Genomic DNA, 19878 nt, shown 5'->3' on the forward strand with positions numbered 1-19878 from the left:
CATTGTAGAGGATTTTTAGAAGCTTGTAAATAATATTTTTCTAAAATTAAACAAAATAGACCTAGGGATTGACATTTAGATTTTTGTATGATATAGTAAATTGTTCTGATTTGAATTAATTTTCCAATAACAATTAAGAGGGAGTAAGAGATGAAATACTACTTTCAAAGATGGCTTCGCGTTTTGGCGTGCTGGTTGATTCGTAAGACGGATGAGCCGGAAGTTCCGCACGCGCGTTTTTACTGCGGACATTGCAATTCTCAGCTTTCCATTTTGCAGAATCCGCTCGCCTGGAAATCTCCCGGCGCACAGTGCGATAGTTGTAATGCTATTATTTCCGATAAGAATATTCGGGTGCAACTGGTTCATTCCGGTGATAACTGGTTCGTTGGCAAAGACCATGCTTACCGGCTGGGTTGGTGGTTGTCGTAATCAAACAAAGTTCAACAAAAAAGAGCACTCGCAAGTGAGCGCTCTTTTTCTTTTTATCAATTGACTACGTAATTTATATTTGCTTGATTGACAACCCAATTTTACCACTGGCTGAATCAATCTTAATTACTTTTACTTGAACTTCCTGTCCTTCTTTCAAGTATTTATTCACATCAGCAACTCTTTCTTTGTTTGTAATTTCAGAGATATGGCACATACCTTCAGTGCCAGGAAATATTTCAATGAAAGCACCAAAGTCCATGATCTTGATTACTTTTCCAGTATATATTTTGTTAAGTTCTGCTTCCTGAACAAGCGCTTCAATCATTTCTCTGGCTTTTCTCATGCCTTCTGCGCCAACGGAAGTAACAAATACACTACCATCTTCTTCGATGTCAATTTGTACACCAGTTTCTTCGATGATTTTGTTAATCACCTTTCCGCCAGGGCCAATGACCATACGAATTTTATCTGGATGAATTTTTATTGTTTCAATTCTTGGAGCAAGTTCAGCTAAATCATTTCTTGGTTCTGGAAGTACCTTAGTAATTACATCTAAAATTTCGTTTAATGCTTGTCTTCCTTGAGACAAAGCATTTTTAATTATTTCTAGAGTTATACCATTGGTCTTGGTATCCATTTGAATAGCAGTTAGTCCATCATAAGTGCCGGTCATTTTGAAATCCATTCCTCCATCACCGTCTTCTAAGTCTTGGATATCAGTAATGATTTTAACTTCTTTGTATTTATCAGAAGAAGCTAATCCCATGGCAATTCCAGCTACCGGTTTCTTAAGTGGTACACCAGCATCCATTAAAGCTAAGGTTGACCCACAGGTTGCTCCCATTGAGCTTGAACCATTTGAACCAAGAACTTCAGAAACAACTCGGATTGTATATGGGAAATCTTCTTTTGATGGTAACATTGGTTGGATGGCTTTTTCAGCTAAAGCACCATGGCCAATATCTCTTCGACTGGCGCCTCTCATGAAAGAGGCTTCGCCAACAGAAAATGGTGGAAAGTTATAGTGGTGTAAGTACCTTTTTTTACCAACTGTTTCCATTTCGTCAATGACTTGTTCGTCGCCAGGTGATCCTAGTGTAACCACTGATAAAACCTGAGTTTCTCCACGGTTAAATAAGCCTGTTCCGTGAACTCTTGGCACCAAGCCTACTTGGCCACTCAACTCGCGAATTTCAGTTAGTTTTCGGCCGTCAACACGTTGTTCTCGCTCAATCAAAGCTTTGGTGATTTCTTCATCGACAAACTTATCAAAAAAACCAGTGACCTTTTTACGTCTTTCTTTTCCAACTTGTTTTTCTAATAGATATTCTTCCAAAAGATCCTTAACTTTATGTAGAGTTTTCTTTCTTTCGCCTTTACTTCCCTTGGGAATGTTAAATAGATATTTTTCAAGTTCCTTGGCTGCGATTTTTTTGCATTCTTCTTGTAGTTTCTCTAATTCATCTAAACTCATTTTTTGGTTTTCATCTAAATCCTCTAGATCAGCATCTACTATTGGAATTTCTGTTTTTTCTTTTCCAACCTTTTTTCGAATGTCTTCAATAAATTCAACTATTTTTTTCCCATGTGTTAGGCCAACTTCAAAAGCTTCAAAATAAGTTTTTTCATCAACATCATTAGCGTTTGATTCAACCATAACTACTTTATCTGCAGTTACAGACAGAGTTAAATCGATTGCAGATTTTTCTCTTTCTTCGTAAGTCGGATTAATTACCCATTCATTATCGACTTGGCCAACTCTAACACCCGCAATTGGTTGTTTCATTGGAATGTCAGAAATGTGCAGGGCAATTGAGCTAGCGATGATAGCAACCACGTCTGGGTCATTTTTTTCATCAATAGCTAAAACACTCGTGATGACTTGGATTGTTCGACGAATTGATTGATCAAATAGTGGTCTTAGCCCGCGATCAATCATTCGACCTGCCAAAACGGCTTCATCACTTGGTCTGGTTTCTCTTTTGATAAAACGAGAACCTTTGATTCGACCGGCTGCATACATTTTTTCAGAATATTCAACCATCAAAGGGAAATAGTTAGCCCCTTCATTAGTTTCACTATTCATGACCGCAGTGGCCAGGATAACTGTGTCGCCGTACTGAACGCGACAGCTTCCATTTGCTTGAAGTGCTAAGTCACCGGTTGTAACAATTAGTTTTTTTCCGGCGAACTCAGTTTCAAAAGTTTGAACTTTGTTCATAGATTTGTGGTTGATCATCAGATTTTAGATCTCCATTATTTGTTGGAAATCTTCGTATCTAATGATCAACAAGTTATTTAATAAAGTAAATGCGGCCCTTGGTAAACCTAGGGCCGCAAACTATAATTAGTTGTTCTTATTGTCTTTGGTTTCGGTTGTTTCTGTCTTTTCTAAATCATCTTCAGCTGCTTCTTCTTCTTCTAGAACTCTTTTGATTTCAGCTTCACGAATTGATCGGCGACTTGGCTTTAGTCCAAGCTCCTTGATTAACTTATGGTAGCTAGCATCGTTTTCAATTTCTAGATAACGCAAAAGTCTTCTTCTTTCCCCTACTTTTTTCAGTAAACCACGTCTTGAGGAGTGGTCGTGTTTGTGTTGTTGCAAATGCTTTGTCAATTCTTTAATTTCTTCAGACAAAATAGCGATTTGCACTTCAGAGGAACCTGTGTCAGTGTCATGCGTCTTGAACTTGGTGATGATCTGTTGCTTTTTTCTTTGATTTAACATATTTTGCGAATTCCACAGCAGCGTCGAGTATTCTATGAATAAGCTTAACAACTGCCACAGAGTCATTTATTGCTGTAATTATACTATCACATAAATAAATATTTGGCAAGGCTTGCATAAAATCTTCTGGTGTCGTAAAATGTAATTAAGATATGGTTAACATCGATCAATTAATTACTGAGTTTCTAGGTAATCTAGAAAAGCGAAAAAGAACACTACGTACAGTGCGTAACTATGACTTTTATTTGCGTAGATTTTCAGTTTGGCTTAAAGAAAAAAACATTTCATCTCCAGAAGACATTAATAAAGATTTAATCAAGAAGTATAAAACATATTTAAAGAGAATTAAAAATCCAATAAAAAAAATTAATCTTAAGGAGACTACTCAGAACTATCACTTGATTGCACTAAGAGAATTTCTGAAATTTTTATATAAAAAAAATGTTCTAACAATAGGATCTAAACAGGTTCATTTGCATAAAGTAAAATCAGTAAAGGTATCATCGTTAAAAAAAGACGAAATAGGAAAATTTTTAGAAGCACCACAACAAATACGTCAAGATGCTCTCATTTCCCATAGAGATAGGGCTGTTTTGGAGATTATGTTTTGCACTGGCGCGAAGGTTTCTGAAGTCGCAGACTTGGTAATTAAAGATGTCGACTTCAAAAAACAGCAAGTGATAGTTGCAAAAGGAAGGAAAAATGAACGTGTGATAGACCTGTCTAATCAAAGTGTTTATTGGGTATCTAAATATTTAAAAAGTAGAGGAGGAACACTTCCCTATTTGTTTGTTGGCCACGATAGAGCTAAATCAAAACGAAAACAAAAACCGATCTCAGCAAGAAGCTTGGAGCGTATCGTTCTAAAATATGGAAAGGTCGCAGGTCTTGAAAAAAAAGTCACACCTCAAATTTTACGTAGTACTTATGCAACTAATTTGGTGAAGAAAGGCCTTGGTTTCCAGTCCATTAAAAATAAACTTGGTACAACGTCGGATGGTTTCTTGAATTTGTAAATTGTGGTTATTGTGTTATACTTAAATTCCGCAATGTATACTCTAATTTTGACAGGAGTTCCTCATGACATCTCCAGAGTTTACCGCCCGCCGTTGAATAACATAGTTATTTAACGGCGTCTTTTTTACTAAAATTACTGAATGATTTGACATTTTAACACTATTTGTTATAATCTTCACATGAAATTGGCGCCAGTAGCTCAGTGGATAGAGCAACACCCTTCTAAGGTGAAGGCCGAAGGTTCGATTCCTTCCTGGCGCACCATTCTTTGCCCTTCGACAGGCTCAAGGCTGCGAATGGCGCAGCCATTTAACTATTTATTAATCCGCAAGATCCGCGTTATATCCGTGGGATCCGAATTTTCACTATGAATAAAGCAAAAAAAGTTGCTCGAAAAAAGCAACAAAAAAAACGAGGAAAAAACGTAGTTGTTCGACACAGATAATAGGTAATGCAACGCCTATTATTTAGTTTTTTGTCGATGCTTAAATATTTTACGACACATTTTGTTGCTTAATTTTATTTGATATTGTGTATTTGGTATTAAATGTTTGCTTATGAATGTTCCACGTGGAACATTTAGCATGTCCCGATAGTTCAGCTGGATAGAACACATCCCTCCTAAGGATGGGACCCAGGTTCAAGTCCTGGTCGGGACACCATAAAAGTTGATTTTTTATAGTGACATATTTAGTTGATATGTTGATATTGAAAGTCAATTTTTTTGTATGAATATGAGTATTTAGGTAATGTAGTTGATATTTCTGATAACTTATATGATTGAATTATTGTAAATATTTAGATTCTAGAACATAAAATTCATAATGAATTGATCGAGTTTGTATAAATGTTCATGAATTCACAAAAAATGTATATTAATGTGTATAACCTGTTGAAAAGTGGGCTTATTGGCTGTGTTTGTCCACACTAGTGTATGCAAATGCGATTAATCTTGACAAATCCTAATTTGTTTGTTATATTTAGCAGTTAATATATAATGTGGAGGGAAATAATGATTAACAGGCTCATTTACAAAGAATATGACCAGGATCAAATCGTCGGAATGTTGGCGAGACTACTTGGTGTAGCTGTCCTTTTCTCTATAGTGATAGCAATATTTGGCCATCTTGGCGTTCTGGTTCAAGACGTTGAAGCAGTTAGTCCAAATAGGTATGCAATTTTTGATACTAAATTCGCGCCAGTTTTGGTATTATTTTCTGCCTTGTTTGAAGAAATAATATTCAGATTCTTTCCAGTTTTTCTTTTAGTCATATGTTTCAGTTTTCGTACCAAAAAGCACTTATTTGTTGCTCAACTCGTTGTTTTAATGATTGCAAGTGTGGTGTTTGGATATGCTCACGGAGGATTTAGGCACATATTTACTCAGGGTGTGCTTGGAATGTTGATGTCATTGGTATTTATTTTGTCCGGAGGAAAGGATAAGAAATTTTCCAGGGCATTGTTCTTTAGTACACTTTTCCATTTTGCATATAATCTCATAATATTTTGTACACTTGCAGGCTTGTGCTACGTTTCAGGATGAAATAACAAGGGGGTAGTCAATGATTGCCCCTTTTTATTTTGAGAAATGTTCCACGTGGAACAATCTTATACAAATATCTAATGCAAAATATCAAATGCATAATAAAATTAGAGTATAAAATGCGTCGTAAAATATTTGGTCAAATGCATGTATATTGCAAAATTCAATCCACATGATAGACTATTATTACAATTAGATATGTTGTTAAGGGGGAAAAGTGGAGACGATCAAAAAGAATCGTAATGACTTGTTTGAATTAATGAGACGAATGGAAGTATTTACTGCGCAGACGCTTATTCAGGAGTTTTCAAAAAATCGTGCATCACTGCAAGTTGATACTCGTCAGACAATCAAGGGCTTACTTGAAGAACTGTGCTCTATCGGAGCACTTCATAGACAGAATGATATGTACATGTTTCCCCAGTTAGTCTGAAAAGAATCAAACCACTCTTCGTAAGGGTGGTTTTTTATTTTAAAATAAAAAAACCGCGAGTGGCGGTTAATTTTGGTAGTTTGCTACCAGAAGATCCATTTTTCTTTTCTTCCAATAAGGATAGTTGGGATAATCATTACTGTGGCGGCTATTGTAAAAAGGGGATGCGCAACGTCAGAACAAACTCCAATTACCCAGCCTGAGATACAACAGGCAAAACAGCATATGGCAAAAAATTGATCGATGTTAGTGAATTTATCAGCAAATTTATAGCGTAGAATAAGAGCAGTCCAGATGATTGCACCTAGACCTAAAAGAACAGTTGCCAAAAGAGCGATGATCGGCATTTTTCCACCTCATTGTTAGATATCTAGATCAACAACTTTGTTTTTGTTACTTAGTCCCTTGATTATTTTAATGCTAGATTTGGGTATCTTATAATGGTTACTCAAAAGGTCAACTAAAGCTTTGTTAGCTTTGCCTTTTTCTGGAACTGCCGTTGTTAAAACGTGAAGAAATTTTCTTTTGATTTCAATAACTTCATTGCGGGACGCTTTGGTAGTGATTTTGATATTGATTTGCATAGGATAATACTAATATATTAATGTATATGATTTGCATCATTCATATTATATATGATTGTTGTAAAAAAAAGAAGTCGGAACAATGTCCAGACTTCTGCGATTGGTTAACAGGAAACAACTCAATAAAATTCCATTGGATCGTCGATCTTGTTTCGAACATGACTAAAGCTTTGATTGGTGTCAGTTTGTGAGCGGTCAACTAAAGTGCCAAGCACAAAACCCATAAAGAAACAGATAGCTCCGCCAATTAAAAATTCCATTTGAAGGCCTCCATTGGTTTATTGTTCGTACTTCGTATCTTATTTTATTCAAACAAACTCACATCGCCTTTACCTTTTCTAATAACGATTGGTTCATCGCCGGTTAAATCAATGACGCTTGAAGGAGCATTCTCTAAAATGCCTGCATCAATAATTAAGTCAACCTGATCACCAAAGTGTTTTTCAATATCTAAAGGATCAGAAAAGTGAGGAGCATGAACTAGGTTAACACTGGTTGTTACAATTGGGTGACCAAGGTTCTTTATGATATCTAAACAAACAGCATTATCAGGGATTCGAATGGCGACTGTTTTTTTATTTGGGATTAAATCTTTAGGAACCATTTTTGTAGCTTTAAAAATGAAAGTATAGGGACCTGGTAAAAGTCGTTTCATAATTCGGTAAGCATAGTCTGAAACAATTGCGTATTTAGAAATATCAGTTAAGTCTGGGCAAATAAAACTAAAGCCTGTAGCTTTTTTCTTTTTTATTTTATAAATGCGTTCTACTGCTTCTTTACAAAAAATATTACAACCGAAACCATAGATAGTATCAGTTGGATATACAATAACGCCACAGTTTTTTAAAATATCAACTGCTTGTTTAATTTTTGGGTATTCTGGGGTTTGGTTGTTTATTTCTATAAGCATATTTGGGATTACTAGATTTACCACAAAGTGGTCACTTCGTGACAAGATAACATACTATGAACTATAACGCCTGTCCTGTACTCATGCGTAGCAAGTAGTACAGGGACTTGAAGCGTTAAGTACATGGCAAGCAAGATATTACGAGATGATAAAATCTATTTTTAAGAAGATCTTGCAAGTATTGACAAAAGTTAAAAAGTGTGCTATAATTATAAGATTAATTTAACAATGGAGGCCATCATGTTTGAAGGATTTGCTTTTTTTGTTTGTGTCTTGGGAGTGCTGGTGTTGGTAGCCACTGTGATTATGAGTCATGGTGGTGAAGGGATTAACTGGACTTCTGGAATCGCTGCTTTGATTTTTTTGGTGGCAGCTGCTTACTTTTTCAAAAGCGCTGAAGTCTCAGCTCAACTCAGTCATGTTGCAAATAACTTCGAAGCAGCGGCTGAAACCAATTGTCGGCCGGCCAAGAGTGATGAGTTTAAGGTCTTAAATTGCTCCAGTGTTTTGGATAAGATTATGGAAACACGAAATAAAATCTTATCTGAAAATTCTTGTTTGAGAGTCGGTTCTCGTTGGTGGGTGAGACAGCCCAATGGCGGTGGTGGTGTAGTTGTGAACAACACCAGCCATCCGATTTGCGCACCTTGGCCATTCTGAGAAACATGTCCCGTTCAACAAACTTGTTGGGCGGGATTTTTTTTATATTTGTTCGACAAGTTTTAAATCTAAAGTTTTCTTTTCATAATCATAAACTGCAAAAGTTGCTTTTTGAAACATTCCAGCAAGGGTTCCTGGATTAACAATAAATTTTCCTTCAACTTTATCCATCCAGGGCTTGTGATTGTGACCGTAAAAAACAATATCGTATTTTTGAGTTTTGGCTAGCTCGATAGCTTTTTCAGGATAATGGGTGACTGCCATTTTCATTTCCTTAACCTCTATTTCAAGTTCATCATCTTTTAGTATTATATCATGTTTTGTTGCAAACTTTTGCATAGTTTCATCATCAGCATGAACGTTCCCATATACTCCGTATATTTTACCCTTAAAATTTTCTCGAAAAAATTCCAAAACACTTGGTGCGCACCAGTCACCGCAATGAATTATGGTTTCAATTTCTTGATCATTACAATAATGTAAAAATCTGGAAATGTTTACTAGATTGTCGTGGGAATCTGAGCAGATAGCTATTTTCATATTGGTTTTACAAGATCAATTAAAGATGAAGGAAAGAATAGAAATTATTTTTTTCGTTCCGGTACGTCTGCTACAATCCTATCCCAAATTTCCTTGAGTTCATCCAAAGTAAGTTTTTCATCAGAAGAAAATGTTATTGAGTTTGGTTCGATTTTTATTTCTGCCTTTTTGCTTTCTAACCAGGTTATTAATTCGTCTGAGGGTTTGTAATTTGACAATTGTTCAGAATTAAAACCAATGATTTGTCTATTATCACCACCAAAACCTGATTCAAAAGAAATGTAACCCTTGTTTGATAAAGTAATTACAGCTTGTCGAACCTGTGGTTCAATATATTCAAGGTAAACGCCCTCAATCTGATTTGGTGTTTTATTATCAGCGATTTGTTTTTCAATGTCTGTAAATTCTGGGTTAGTTTGTTTTCTTTTTTCAGCCTCCTCGAAGCATTGTTGAACAGTTTGATGACGAAGCCGTTCATAGTGTAAAAACAATTCAAATCTTTCAGGCGAAATCTTATGAAACTGTCTTAGATTTTCACGTTCTTCATCTGTTCCTTCAAGGACTATTCTACGAACAACTTCTTCATTATACAGATCATTATACTCTTCTGTGCCTTTAAATCTTTTCTTGTGAAGTTCAGTGAGAGTTTCTTTTTTAGGTTGTGGTTTATCAAAAGTCATATTATTTCCTTAATTTTTTCAATAAATTCAAGCTTGGTATATTGTCTTCAACAACATCATGTGTTTCTAGTACGGCATCAACCTTTTTAAGTTTGGGGTGGTTGATGATGAGGTCAAATGCTGTTTTTCCAATAAAACCTTTGCCAATGTTTTCGTGCCGATCTCGTTTTGATCCTAGCTCAGTTTTTGAATCATTAAAGTGGAACAATTTAAGCTTATCTAATCCAATATATTTGTCAAATTCTTTAAGAGTTTTATTTAAGGCAAGCTTAGTTCGAATATCATAACCAGATGCAAAGCCGTGGCAGGTGTCATAACAGATTCCAACTTTATTTGAACTCACACCTTTCATGATTTTGCCTAATTCATCTATCTCATCACCAATAATTTGGCCAGAACCAGCCGAGTTTTCTAAAAGTAGAATAGTAGTGCCTTTGTAACTTTTTAAAATTTCTTTAATACCCTTGATCACAAGTTGTTGAGCTTTTGATTCTGAGTAATCTTTAGCACTTCCGAGGTGGGTCATTACATATTTGGCGCCTAACCTTGATCCAACTTCAAGTTCATCGCGAATTGCAGTGATTGAACCGTGACGAATTCGGTCATTTGAAGAAGCTAAGTTAATGTAGTATGGAGTGTGAATATAGTACTCCGTAAAGCCAAATTTTTCACAATTAGATTTGAATTTCTCGATTGTTTCTTTTGTATAAGTTGGTTTACCTCCACGTGGACTTCGTGAGAAAAACTGAAAAACCTCACATCCTTTTTTGTGAGCATTAATTGGTGCGTTTTGTATACCGCCAGCTATTGAGACGTGTACTCCGAATTTCATAATATTTATTTGATAGAGTTTATTGTTAAAGATATTACAATAGTTGATCTAAAGTATTCGATATGTATCGAACAATCTAGGCGCGTTGAGATTCCGGATCAAGTCCGGAATGACGACCTGGGGCGGTTCGACACAATATCTCTCAAATGTCACTCCGGACTTGATCCGGAGTCTCGTGATCGCTTATAATAATTAACGTTATTAACTAATTAAGTATAACAAAAATAGCCCAAAAGGACTATTTTTTGAAATATTTCAATAGACTAATCTCTAATTCCTAATCTCTGTTCACTATTTTAGCCTTTAACATTTCCAGGGTATTTCGGTTTATAATTACATTAGAAAAATATTGTTTAGCATTTTCTGATCGAATTTCTTTTTCTAGTTGATCAAGCTTATCTGCATAAGCAGGATTAAGTTTATAACTTGCTAAAGTACGTTCAAGCTCTTCGTGAAGGTCTTTTTCGTTAGCTTGGATATTTTCTTGTTTAGCAATGGCTCTAATCAAAAGTCCAGTTTTAACTCGTTTAATTGCGTCGGGTGTGAAATCAAGTCGTAGATCAGCTTCAGATTTCTTCATATGTTTTAAGTAATCATCAAAATTCATTCCTTGACGTGCGACATTGTCTTTCATTTCATGAAGCATTTTGTGTGTTTCTTGATCAATTAATACATCTGGCAAGTCATCGAATTTACTAGCTGTAATTAATTTTTCTAAAAGCTCTAATTCAACACGTTGTTTTTCTTTGGTTTCTTTTTCTTGTTTTAAATTAGATTCAACATTACTTTTTAGACTGGCCAAATCCTTCAATCCCATACTTTTCCCAAATTCATCATCAACCTTCGGCAATTCAACCTTGAAAACTCCAGTGATTTTAATTTTGAATGTAGCTTCTTTTCCTGCTAGGTTTTGAGCGTGATATTTTTTAGGAAAGTTTAATTTAAATTCTTTTTCTTCATCGGCTTTCATTCCTATCAGATTATCTTCAAAGCCTGGAATCATCCGACCTTCACCAATTACTAGTTGATGTTTTTTTGCTTGCCCTCCATCGATTGGAACATTGTCAACAAAGGTGTCGAAGTTTAATTCAACTTTATCTCCTTTTTCAGTAGTTTTATCTTGTAGAGAATCCTTTGCTCTCATCTTTCTTAAATCTTCCATTACTTTATCGATATCTTTTTGTTCAATTTTCACTTCTTTGGATGGCTTTACTTTTATGCTATCGAAATCACAAACTTCAATATTAGGAACAAGGTCTACAGTAGCTTTGTATATAAAGGGGTTGCCTGGAGCTAGTTTTTGAACTTCAATTTTTGGTTGATCGACAATTTCTAGCTTTTCTTGATCAAGGGCTTTGTAAATGGTTCCCTCAACGGCAAAATTTCCTGCTGTCTGGTAAACAAACATTTCTCCGGCGTTCTGGATAACAATATTAAGAGGAGCTTTGCCGGGGCGAAAACCTTGGATTTTTTTATTTTTTGAGATTTCTACAGCAGCTTCTTCTAGATAAGGCTGTAATTCTTCGGTTGATAGTTCAATAATTAGTTCAAGCTGACATTTAGGTAATTCTTTCTTCTCAATTTTCATAGAAGGTTACAGATGTACAGATTAGTATACAGATAATACATATTATCAGTATATCAGTACAATCAGTAATCATTTATTTACAGTTTGGATATGATATCATTAAATTAAATATAAATCAACCCCAAATTTGTCAATATTGACAAATTTGTAAAATTGGTATATAATACGATGTCCATTAAAAACACAAAGGAGTTGTCATGAGCGAACATAACAGCTATGTACATGAGATCGGTTGTCCGGTTGTATGCCCGAGTTGTAATAAGAAAATGAATATAAGAGTCCGAGTTAATAGAGATAAAATTCTTTGCACTGGTGTTGTTTGCACAGGGTGTTATGAGGACTTTGAACTCTTGGACGAGACACAGAAGTATATTCTGCGAATGAGCCGTAAGGCAGAAACTGTAAGAATTAAGCCAAAGCTTGGGCCGGCTGTAGCAGTATCCGAAAACAGAGCCTCTGTTTCTAGAAAGAGGAGTTGGCTGATTAGTATTTTACTACATATTCCTTTTTTGGTTACAATTGCTGCTGGACTTTGGTTCGCGAGTTCTTTTTCTGGAGAGACTGGGCAGAAAACATTTGGTTTTCGGGAGATTGGATTGATCTTCATTTTCTGGCTTTCGTTGAAGCAGAGCTTGAAGTTGGTTCAGCGAGATCCGGTACAGCATTCTCCAAAAAAGACAGAAGAATAAAACGTATACTCCCTGGTCCAAATTGGATCAGGGAGTTTTTTTATTGACAATTTGTACCCAATAAGGGTAAGTTATAGTTAGTTAATTGACGGAGGTTAAGATGATAGATAGATCTTTGAAAAAAGTTGACCACCTATTGATATATTTCTGTACTGGGTGTCATCAAAATTCACGCTGTAAAATTCAAATTGATGTGGACTGTCTACCAGTAGATGACAAAGTTCAATGCTCACAGTGTGGCTATGAGCAGCCCATCTTACCAGGTGATATTCGTGATCTGAAAGATCAGTTAAGAATAGTTCGTGTTTTTCGATATCATTGTAATGCTTGCAATCGCACAGTCAAGATCAAGATAGAGTTCAACCAATTGAAAAAATTGAAGTCTAATAATATTCAGTGTCCACTTTGTCACCATGAAAGGGGTCTTACTGAAAAAGAACAAAGACTATTGGAAAATGTTGCAAGTGTTTCGAATAGGGCGATTTTGTTCGTGCAAATACTTTTTTTCTATATGTTGGTTCAACTTGGAGTAGCCTACATGACTGCGGGCGGATTTTCGTGGCAAATGTGGGTGGCTAAAGTTTTCATTGGGGCTATAGTAGCGGCGGTGTTGGCCTACGCAATTCTTCCTGTTAAACGATAATGCAAATAACCAAAAAGCGAGGAACGCATTCCTCGCTTTTTTATTGTACTTTTTGGTAATCTTTTTTTTACATCCAGAATTTTGATAGAACGCCAATCATTAGAAGGGCCACAATATTCAAAATTTTAATCATTGGATTAATGGCTGGTCCAGCAGTGTCCTTGTATGGATCGCCAACAGTATCTCCAGTTACAGCTGCTTTGTGAGCATCAGATCCTTTACCACCGTGATGACCGTCTTCAATATACTTTTTCGCATTATCCCAAGCTCCACCACCAGTGGTCATAGAAACAGCAACAAATAAACCTGTTACAATACTACCGACTAGTAAACCACCAAGAGCTAATGGCCCAAGAAATATACCTACAGCAATTGGAACTACAATTGGGATTAAGGCTGGAATAATCATTTGTTTAATAGCAGCTTTAGTTACGATGTCTACACAACGAGCATAATCAGGTTTTGCGGTGCCTTCCATAATGCCAGGGATTTGTTTGAACTGTCGGCGGACTTCACTTACAACTTTGCCAGCAGTTTTGCCCACAGCTTGCATTGATAAAGCTCCAAATAAATATGGTAAAAGACCACCCAGAAATAGGCCGACTAGAACTTCTGGTGAGCTCAAGCTAAAAATGAATGTTTTCCCAGTTTCTATTGATAGAGCATGAGTGTAGTCTGCGAATAAAACCAAGGCAGCTAGGGCAGCTGAGCCGATTGCATAGCCTTTGGTTACAGCTTTGGTTGTATTACCAACTGCGTCTAGGGGGTCAGTTATATCACGAACTTCTTTTGGCATCTCTGCCATCTCTGCAATCCCGCCAGCATTATCTGTAATCGGGCCATAAGAATCAATAGCGACAATTATACCACTCATTGAAAGCATGCTCATAGCTGCGATTGCAATACCGTATAGGCCTGCAAAATGAAATGCACCAAGAATGCCCGCACAGATTATAATTATCGGCCAACCGGTTGATTTCATTGAAACTGCTAAGCCTGCAATAATATTTGTACCGTGTCCAGTTTTGCTAGCATCAGCAATTTCTTTTACAGGTTTGTATTTTGTAGAAGTATAATACTCAGTAATGACAATAAGGCCAGCAGTAACTGCTAATCCGATTAATGAAGCGAAAAATAGACTATTGACTGAATATTCACCATTTCCATCCATTAGCCATTTAGTTGCGGGGTAAAAACCAATAGCTGCTAAAACACCGGCGGCGATTAGGCCTTTGTACAAGGCTCCCATTATATTTTTCTTGGATTTTAATTTAATAAACCAAGTTCCGATAATTGAAGCAACAATAGAGATACCACCTAAAACTAGTGGATATAAAATAGCATTATCATAACCAGTGAAAAGTAATGATCCTAAAAACATTGCGGCTACAGCAGTTACAGCGTAAGTTTCAAAAAGGTCAGCTGCCATACCAGCACAGTCACCAACATTGTCACCAACATTGTCAGCGATTACAGCTGGGTTTCTTGGGTCGTCTTCTGGAATACCAGCTTCAACTTTACCAACCAAGTCAGCTCCGACATCAGCAGCCTTTGTAAAAATACCACCACCCAGTCTAGCAAAAATTGAAATTAAACTTCCACCAAAGCCCAAGCCAAGTAGAGCATGAACATCTTTGGTTATAGCATAATAGCCAGCTACACCGAACAAACCAAGTCCAACAACAAGCAGACCAGTTACCGTTCCTCCCTGGACAGCAACATTCATAGCTTTGCTAATACCGTCTCTAGCAGCCTCAGCAGTTCTTACATTAGATCGAACTGAAATGTTCATACCTATGTAACCAGCTAGTCCTGATAAAACAGCACCTACCAAAAAGCCAACGGCGGTTTTCCAGTCGAGGAAGATTAAAAGTAAAATAAAAACAATCACTCCGATAATAGCAATTGTTTTGTATTGACGATTCAAATAAGCTTTAGCTCCTTGTTGAATCGCTTTGGCAATTTCTTGCATTTTGTCATTGCCAGCGCCTTTTTTAAGAATTACTCTAATCAACACAACTCCGTAAAGAATTGCAATGATTGAAGTAACCAAGGCGAAAATAATTGGTAGATTCATAAAAGTGGTACTAGCGAGACTAGCGAGACTAGCAAGACCAGTTAGTTGTGTTGAATCTCTGGACTTGTCTTGCTTGTTTTACTTGTCTTGCTTCTTTTATTTGTTTTTAAGTTTTGCCATTTTATCTTTGTCCTTTTGTTCTTGCTTCTTGCGTTTAGCGTCACGTTTTATTTTTACATCGGCCTTGTTACGTAAAACTTGCTTACCTTTATAGTGGCCACAGGCAGGACAAGCTCGATGAGCTTTTATTGGAGCTTTACATTCCGGACAAAGTGCAGGTTGGGCAACTTTAAGAGCGTCATGGGATCTGCCCATGCGAGTTTTGGAATGAGTTTTTCTGTGTTTTGGTACTGACATAAAATTAGTTAAAAGTTATAATGTTAAAAGTTTAGAGTCAATGTGTAGAAATAGTAGCTTATTTTGGAAAATAAATCAAGTCCTGTGTTTAAAATTAAAAAGCAGAATTTGATATTGAACAAATTCCGCTTTTGTGGTATTCAACGTTGAGGAAAATTATTTTTGAGGTAGTTTTTCCAATCCTTGGAAAATTTGATAAAAAGCGCCGTGCATACGACAAAGGTGAGCTCAAGTGTTAATCCCGGAAGGAAAAGAGCGGGGTCATGATCAAAGGCGTTGTAAGCCATGATCCAGACTGGGATATTGAGGATTGATAAAACGAGGAAGACAATTGCCCAGCGGTTGTTTTTTTTAATAGCAGCCCTTGCTCCAGTTTCACAAAACTCATTTATTCCTTGTGAATGAATTAGTACTGCTTCTTCTAGTGAAGTAGTTTGTCTTTGTTCAATCACGAAACTCTCCCTTTGTTGACTAGTGACATTTGTTTTACCTTGACTTTCTATATCAGGTACATCGGGATTTAGCATCTTCTGGCAATTATCTACAAACTGTTTCATTGATCTGTCGTTGAACTCTCTATACCTTTGGCTTTGTGTCTTTCCACTTTTCATGAACTCCTCCATTCGTTGACTATGGATGATTATAGCATGACAAGATGGCATTGTCAATAATGTGGGGTATTTGCTTTTTTACTGCTTGACCTCTTGGTATTAATTTGCTATTATTTAGGCACAATTATTTCAATTATTTTGCTAGGCGATGGGGTTTACCTTGAACCTGAGCAGAGTGAATGGTTCGGGGCCCCATCGTCTAACGGTTAGGACATCAGGTTTTCATCCTGAAAATCGGGGTTCGATTCCCCGTGGGGTCACCAAAAAACGAATATCGAAAGATAATCGTTTTTTGATTGCTAAATATTCTTGTAACTTGGGGAATCGAACTAGGGATGGTAAGGGAAGGCTTCCCTTACTTTATGGGGGAGATGGAGGGGCAGAAGCCTTTCCAAGAGCACACGAAGAGGCGAGTGAGATTCCCCGCCCGCCTGCAACGCTATGCGTAGCATTGCGGACAGGTGGGGTCACCAAAAAAGAATCTAGAGGTAGGTTCTTTTTTGTTTATTGAAGAATTATAACATATAATGTATAGTGAACTATAAATATGAAGATTCTTGCCATTGAAACAAGCTGTGATGAAACTGCGGCTTCTGTTGTTGAGGTAAACAGAGGTAATTTTAATGTACTCTCAAATGTAGTTTCTTCTCAAGAAAAAGTTCACGCCAAATATGGCGGAATTGTACCAGAAGTAGCTGCCCGTCTACATGTTGAAAAAATATTACCAATAGTTGATTTGGCTATTAAAAAGGCCAAGGTCACTTGGCCGAAAATTGATTACATCGCGGTGACTGCTGGACCGGGCTTAATTAGTTCTTTAATGGTTGGAGTGGAGACCGCCAAAACTTTGGCTTATGCCCACAATAAACCCTTAGTTAAAGTTAATCATATCGAAGGCCACCTTTTGTCGATTTTAGGGGCAAGAAAGAAAGAAAGCAAAAAAGAAAAAAAACAGCACAGTCGTCAACTCAATAAACCCAATCAACTAAAGTTTCCTGCGGTTGGCTTAGTTGTTTCCGGTGGACATACTCAAATTATTTTAGTTGAAGATTATTTAAAATATAAATTAATAGGGGAGACTCGAGACGATGCAGCTGGTGAAGCGTTTGATAAGGTAGCAAAAATTTTAGGCCTTGGTTATCCAGGTGGACCGGCAATCTCTGCTATGGCAGAGAAGGGGCAAGGGGCAAAGGTTAAAGAGCAAGGAATAAAACTGCCAAGGCCAATGTTAGATTCCCCAAACTTTGATATGAGTTTTTCAGGATTAAAAACTGCGGTTTTGTATGCTTGGCGTGATTTAAAAGACAAATCTGCTAATTCTAGAGCTGAAGTTGCCAAAGAATTCCAGGATGCAGTAGTTGAAGTTTTAGTAACTAAGACATTAAAAGCTGCCAAGAAGTATAATGCTAAAATGGTTATTCTCGGTGGCGGCGTAAGTGCTAATTCTGCGCTTCGCGAAACTTTGTCTTACGCCGCCACAAAACAGAACTTAAGTTTACTGATTCCAGAGCTAAAATTAACCGGAGATAATGCTGTTATGATTGGAATGGCAGCTTATTATCATATTCAAAATAAGGATTTTGTGGAACCGTTCAATTTAAGAGCAGATCCACAGTGGGAGTTAGTCTAATACGAATATACCTTATGCGAATGATGCAAATATGCGAATATAATTTTTGATGACTATTCGCGGCATTCGTGTATTAGCATCATTCTCATTTAAGTTTATTCGTATGCTTACTAATTCAGACAAAGAAACAATTAAACTCGGAAAAGATTTCGCTAAAAAATTAAAAGGTGGGGAAGTGGTGCTTTTGATTGGCGATCTGGGAGCGGGCAAAACTACATTTGTGAAAGGTGTAGCTCAAGGGCTTGGTATTAAAAAACATATCACCAGTCCAACATTTGTTTTATTAAAAGTTTATAAAGTCAAAAGCCTAAAGTTAAAAGTTAAAGAATTGATTCATATCGATACATATAGAGGCCTTGATTTGGAAGGTTTAGAAAATATTGGAGCGGTTGAATATTTTGGTCGAAAAGACATCGTGTGTTTTGTGGAGTGGGGAGCTGGTTTGGAAAAATTTCTTAAAAAAGGTAAAATAAAGGTATATAAAGTTAAAATTAAAAATCTTGATACATATAAAAGACAAATAAACATTTAATCTATGGACGTAAACCTCGATAAAATTATTTATCCTAAAGCAAGTGAAGATTCTAAGGCCAGGGAATTGATTAACTCACCCGAAGAGCTGGAAATTCTAGATGCCCGTTTGGAATTGGCTATAGCATCGCATTGTGAGAAAATTAACGAAGGGAATAATGGGGTTATTTTTAAATTGAACATAGAAGAGGACGTAAGTGAAGAATTAGAAGCCTTGGTTGCTTATATTGATGAGAGTAGAACAGGGGAAGGTGAACCAGAAAATGTAGTAAAAATTCTTAAATTGTATAAGCCGGGATCTGGAAGGCGGGAATTTGAGATGCAAAGAAAAGCTTATGAACTTGTTCGTGATAAGGGAGGTGAAGATTGTGCCCAAATACCAGAACCTGTTTTGTTTAGGGATTTAGAAGTTAAGAATTCAAGAACAAAAGAATTTTTATCCTCAAGAGGGATTAAAGCTCAGGAGCACATAGAGGTTATTATTATGGATATGGTTCCTGGTGTTGATTTGGCCACTCATTTTTATCGCGAGGTTTTAAGAGGAAATAAAGGTGCAATTCATTTACATAACGATTTGGATGAAATGGATTTTGCGTCATTGCATCGCGAGGTTTCACAGATATTAAAATTTGAAATTGCTGGAGGCAAGTCTAGGGATGAAGGAGAAAAAGAATTCGAGAGACGAATGGTGCAAGCCGGTAATGCTAAAAAAATATTTGATACGTTGAAACGGCAAGGATATGTTTTGGACCGTAGTATTTTGGATAGAATTGAGAAAACAATTGATATGTTTCATGATAATGGCTTAGCCTTTCGAGATGGGCATCACCGGAATTTTATGTTTAGTGGAGAAGGTGATGATTTGGAAGTTTTCGTTATTGACTTTGGTAGTTCAACAACCTTTGAAGGTAATTTGACTCGAGATGTATATATTGAGGGGGATAAAGAGTATCCACATGACAAATCGATAATCGAAAGTTTACGTTCATTAACTAAAACTCGAGAAGAATTAGCTGCTGAAGAATTACATGACGTAGAAACTGATCTAAAAGGTTTACGGCGGTTGCTCTCGAGGAGAGAAGAAGTGTGGCAACAAACGATAAGTGAATTAGGGGAAGAAGGTTTAAAAATGGAGCAGCTTTATAATTTATTGGGAATTAGTCCATTATTGAAAGGTCAAAGCCTAGAGATAAAAAATAAAGCTTTAGTAGCTTTATTGATTGACTTTGTTCAGTCTGGACAATATACTAGAGAAGAAGTAAAGCAGGAATTAACGAAATTTATTGAAGAAAGTTCAGACTCGGGGCAACTGCCTGTTAGTCAAATAAATCAGTTAGTTCAATTTTTGAAAATCCTATAACTGCAGTAAAATAAAAAAGAGGATCACTAG

Annotated in this window: 23 protein-coding genes and 3 tRNA genes; 13 read left to right on the forward strand and 13 right to left on the reverse strand. The window is 36.5% G+C overall.

Annotated features, from left to right (window positions below):
- The first annotated feature begins 150 nt into the window (after positions 1-150).
- The gene (locus tag HN643_02095; GenBank protein MBT7500436.1) at positions 151-432 is read left to right on the forward strand and encodes a hypothetical protein; all 282 of its coding nucleotides are present in this window, start codon (positions 151-153) and stop codon (positions 430-432) included.
- 73 nt (positions 433-505) lie between these two features.
- Here HN643_02095 and HN643_02100 read toward each other — a convergent pair whose 3' ends face one another.
- Together HN643_02100 and rpsO are read right to left on the reverse strand one after the other, a co-directional pair.
- Positions 506-2656 carry a polyribonucleotide nucleotidyltransferase gene (locus HN643_02100; protein ID MBT7500437.1) on the reverse strand — a complete coding sequence of 717 codons (2151 nt, stop codon included), beginning with the start codon at positions 2654-2656 and terminating at the stop codon, positions 506-508.
- 126 nt (positions 2657-2782) lie between these two features.
- Positions 2783-3163 (reverse strand): 30S ribosomal protein S15, encoded by a 381-nt coding sequence (rpsO, locus tag HN643_02105; protein MBT7500438.1) that lies wholly within the window; start codon positions 3161-3163, stop codon positions 2783-2785.
- Between the two features lie 152 nt (positions 3164-3315).
- On the opposite strand from rpsO, the gene HN643_02110 reads away from it, so the two are divergent.
- From HN643_02110 to HN643_02130, 5 genes are all read left to right on the forward strand, one after another.
- A complete protein-coding gene (locus tag HN643_02110; protein ID MBT7500439.1) occupies positions 3316-4179 on the forward strand; it encodes a tyrosine-type recombinase/integrase in 864 nt (287 codons plus the stop codon).
- Positions 4180-4368: 189 nt separating this feature from the next.
- Positions 4369-4444 (forward strand) — tRNA-Arg (locus HN643_02115).
- Positions 4445-4766: 322 nt separating this feature from the next.
- Positions 4767-4842 (forward strand) — tRNA-Arg (locus HN643_02120).
- Between the two features lie 350 nt (positions 4843-5192).
- Positions 5193-5723 (forward strand): CPBP family intramembrane metalloprotease, encoded by a 531-nt coding sequence (locus HN643_02125; protein ID MBT7500440.1) that lies wholly within the window; start codon positions 5193-5195, stop codon positions 5721-5723.
- A 217-nt stretch (positions 5724-5940) separates the two neighbouring features.
- Positions 5941-6156, forward strand: a complete 216-nt coding sequence (locus HN643_02130; GenBank protein MBT7500441.1) for a hypothetical protein — start codon at positions 5941-5943, stop codon at positions 6154-6156.
- An 83-nt stretch (positions 6157-6239) separates the two neighbouring features.
- Here the strand turns inward: HN643_02130 and HN643_02135 are convergent, their stop codons facing one another.
- The 4 genes from HN643_02135 to HN643_02150 form a co-directional block, all read right to left on the reverse strand.
- Positions 6240-6503, reverse strand: coding sequence for a hypothetical protein (locus tag HN643_02135; GenBank protein ID MBT7500442.1), 264 nt, complete (start codon positions 6501-6503; stop codon positions 6240-6242).
- Between the two features lie 15 nt (positions 6504-6518).
- Positions 6519-6740 (reverse strand): DUF167 domain-containing protein, encoded by a 222-nt coding sequence (locus HN643_02140; GenBank protein MBT7500443.1) that lies wholly within the window; start codon positions 6738-6740, stop codon positions 6519-6521.
- 119 nt (positions 6741-6859) lie between these two features.
- Positions 6860-7000, reverse strand: coding sequence for a hypothetical protein (locus tag HN643_02145; GenBank protein ID MBT7500444.1), 141 nt, complete (start codon positions 6998-7000; stop codon positions 6860-6862).
- Positions 7001-7044: 44 nt separating this feature from the next.
- Complete coding sequence (locus HN643_02150; protein MBT7500445.1) at positions 7045-7650, reverse strand: threonylcarbamoyl-AMP synthase; 606 nt, start codon at positions 7648-7650, stop codon at positions 7045-7047.
- Positions 7651-7890: 240 nt separating this feature from the next.
- Between HN643_02150 and HN643_02155 the strand changes: the two genes are divergently transcribed.
- Positions 7891-8310, forward strand: coding sequence for a hypothetical protein (locus HN643_02155; protein MBT7500446.1), 420 nt, complete (start codon positions 7891-7893; stop codon positions 8308-8310).
- Positions 8311-8352: 42 nt separating this feature from the next.
- On the opposite strand, the gene HN643_02160 is transcribed toward HN643_02155, so the two are convergent.
- The 4 genes from HN643_02160 to tig form a co-directional block, all read right to left on the reverse strand.
- Positions 8353-8850, reverse strand: coding sequence for a YfcE family phosphodiesterase (locus HN643_02160; protein MBT7500447.1), 498 nt, complete (start codon positions 8848-8850; stop codon positions 8353-8355).
- Between the two features lie 44 nt (positions 8851-8894).
- On the reverse strand, positions 8895-9530 hold the full coding sequence (locus HN643_02165; protein MBT7500448.1) for a hypothetical protein: 636 nt from the start codon (positions 9528-9530) through the stop codon (positions 8895-8897).
- A gap of 1 nt (position 9531) precedes the next feature.
- Complete coding sequence (locus tag HN643_02170) at positions 9532-10362, reverse strand: deoxyribonuclease IV (GenBank protein ID MBT7500449.1); 831 nt, start codon at positions 10360-10362, stop codon at positions 9532-9534.
- A gap of 277 nt (positions 10363-10639) precedes the next feature.
- Complete coding sequence (gene tig / locus HN643_02175; GenBank protein ID MBT7500450.1) at positions 10640-11950, reverse strand: trigger factor; 1311 nt, start codon at positions 11948-11950, stop codon at positions 10640-10642.
- A gap of 197 nt (positions 11951-12147) precedes the next feature.
- Here tig and HN643_02180 point away from each other — a divergent pair, with 197 nt between their 5' ends.
- Together HN643_02180 and HN643_02185 are read left to right on the forward strand one after the other, a co-directional pair.
- Positions 12148-12639 (forward strand): hypothetical protein, encoded by a 492-nt coding sequence (locus HN643_02180; GenBank protein ID MBT7500451.1) that lies wholly within the window; start codon positions 12148-12150, stop codon positions 12637-12639.
- A gap of 100 nt (positions 12640-12739) precedes the next feature.
- Entirely contained in the window at positions 12740-13282 is a 543-nt protein-coding gene (locus HN643_02185) for a hypothetical protein (protein MBT7500452.1), read from the forward strand.
- 67 nt (positions 13283-13349) lie between these two features.
- On the opposite strand, the gene HN643_02190 is transcribed toward HN643_02185, so the two are convergent.
- The 3 genes from HN643_02190 to HN643_02200 all read right to left on the reverse strand — a co-directional run bounded on the left by HN643_02190 (position 13350) and on the right by HN643_02200 (position 16327).
- Complete coding sequence (locus tag HN643_02190; GenBank protein MBT7500453.1) at positions 13350-15359, reverse strand: sodium-translocating pyrophosphatase; 2010 nt, start codon at positions 15357-15359, stop codon at positions 13350-13352.
- A 96-nt stretch (positions 15360-15455) separates the two neighbouring features.
- Positions 15456-15716: a 50S ribosomal protein L32 gene (rpmF, locus tag HN643_02195; protein ID MBT7500454.1), complete on the reverse strand. Its 261-nt coding sequence runs from the start codon at positions 15714-15716 to the stop codon at positions 15456-15458.
- A gap of 140 nt (positions 15717-15856) precedes the next feature.
- Entirely contained in the window at positions 15857-16327 is a 471-nt protein-coding gene (locus HN643_02200; protein ID MBT7500455.1) for a hypothetical protein, read from the reverse strand.
- A gap of 188 nt (positions 16328-16515) precedes the next feature.
- Here HN643_02200 and HN643_02205 point away from each other — a divergent pair.
- From HN643_02205 to HN643_02220, 4 genes are all read left to right on the forward strand, one after another.
- Positions 16516-16590 (forward strand) — tRNA-Glu (locus HN643_02205).
- A gap of 284 nt (positions 16591-16874) precedes the next feature.
- Complete coding sequence (tsaD, locus tag HN643_02210; GenBank protein MBT7500456.1) at positions 16875-17957, forward strand: tRNA (adenosine(37)-N6)-threonylcarbamoyltransferase complex transferase subunit TsaD; 1083 nt, start codon at positions 16875-16877, stop codon at positions 17955-17957.
- A 103-nt stretch (positions 17958-18060) separates the two neighbouring features.
- A complete protein-coding gene (gene tsaE / locus HN643_02215; protein MBT7500457.1) occupies positions 18061-18489 on the forward strand; it encodes a tRNA (adenosine(37)-N6)-threonylcarbamoyltransferase complex ATPase subunit type 1 TsaE in 429 nt (142 codons plus the stop codon).
- A 3-nt stretch (positions 18490-18492) separates the two neighbouring features.
- Positions 18493-19848 (forward strand): hypothetical protein, encoded by a 1356-nt coding sequence (locus HN643_02220; protein ID MBT7500458.1) that lies wholly within the window; start codon positions 18493-18495, stop codon positions 19846-19848.
- Positions 19849-19878: the final 30 nt, after the last annotated feature.

The sequence above is a fragment of the Candidatus Falkowbacteria bacterium genome, from assembly GCA_018674305.1.
GTDB lineage: Bacteria > Patescibacteriota > Patescibacteriia > UBA11705 > JABHMO01 > JABMRF01.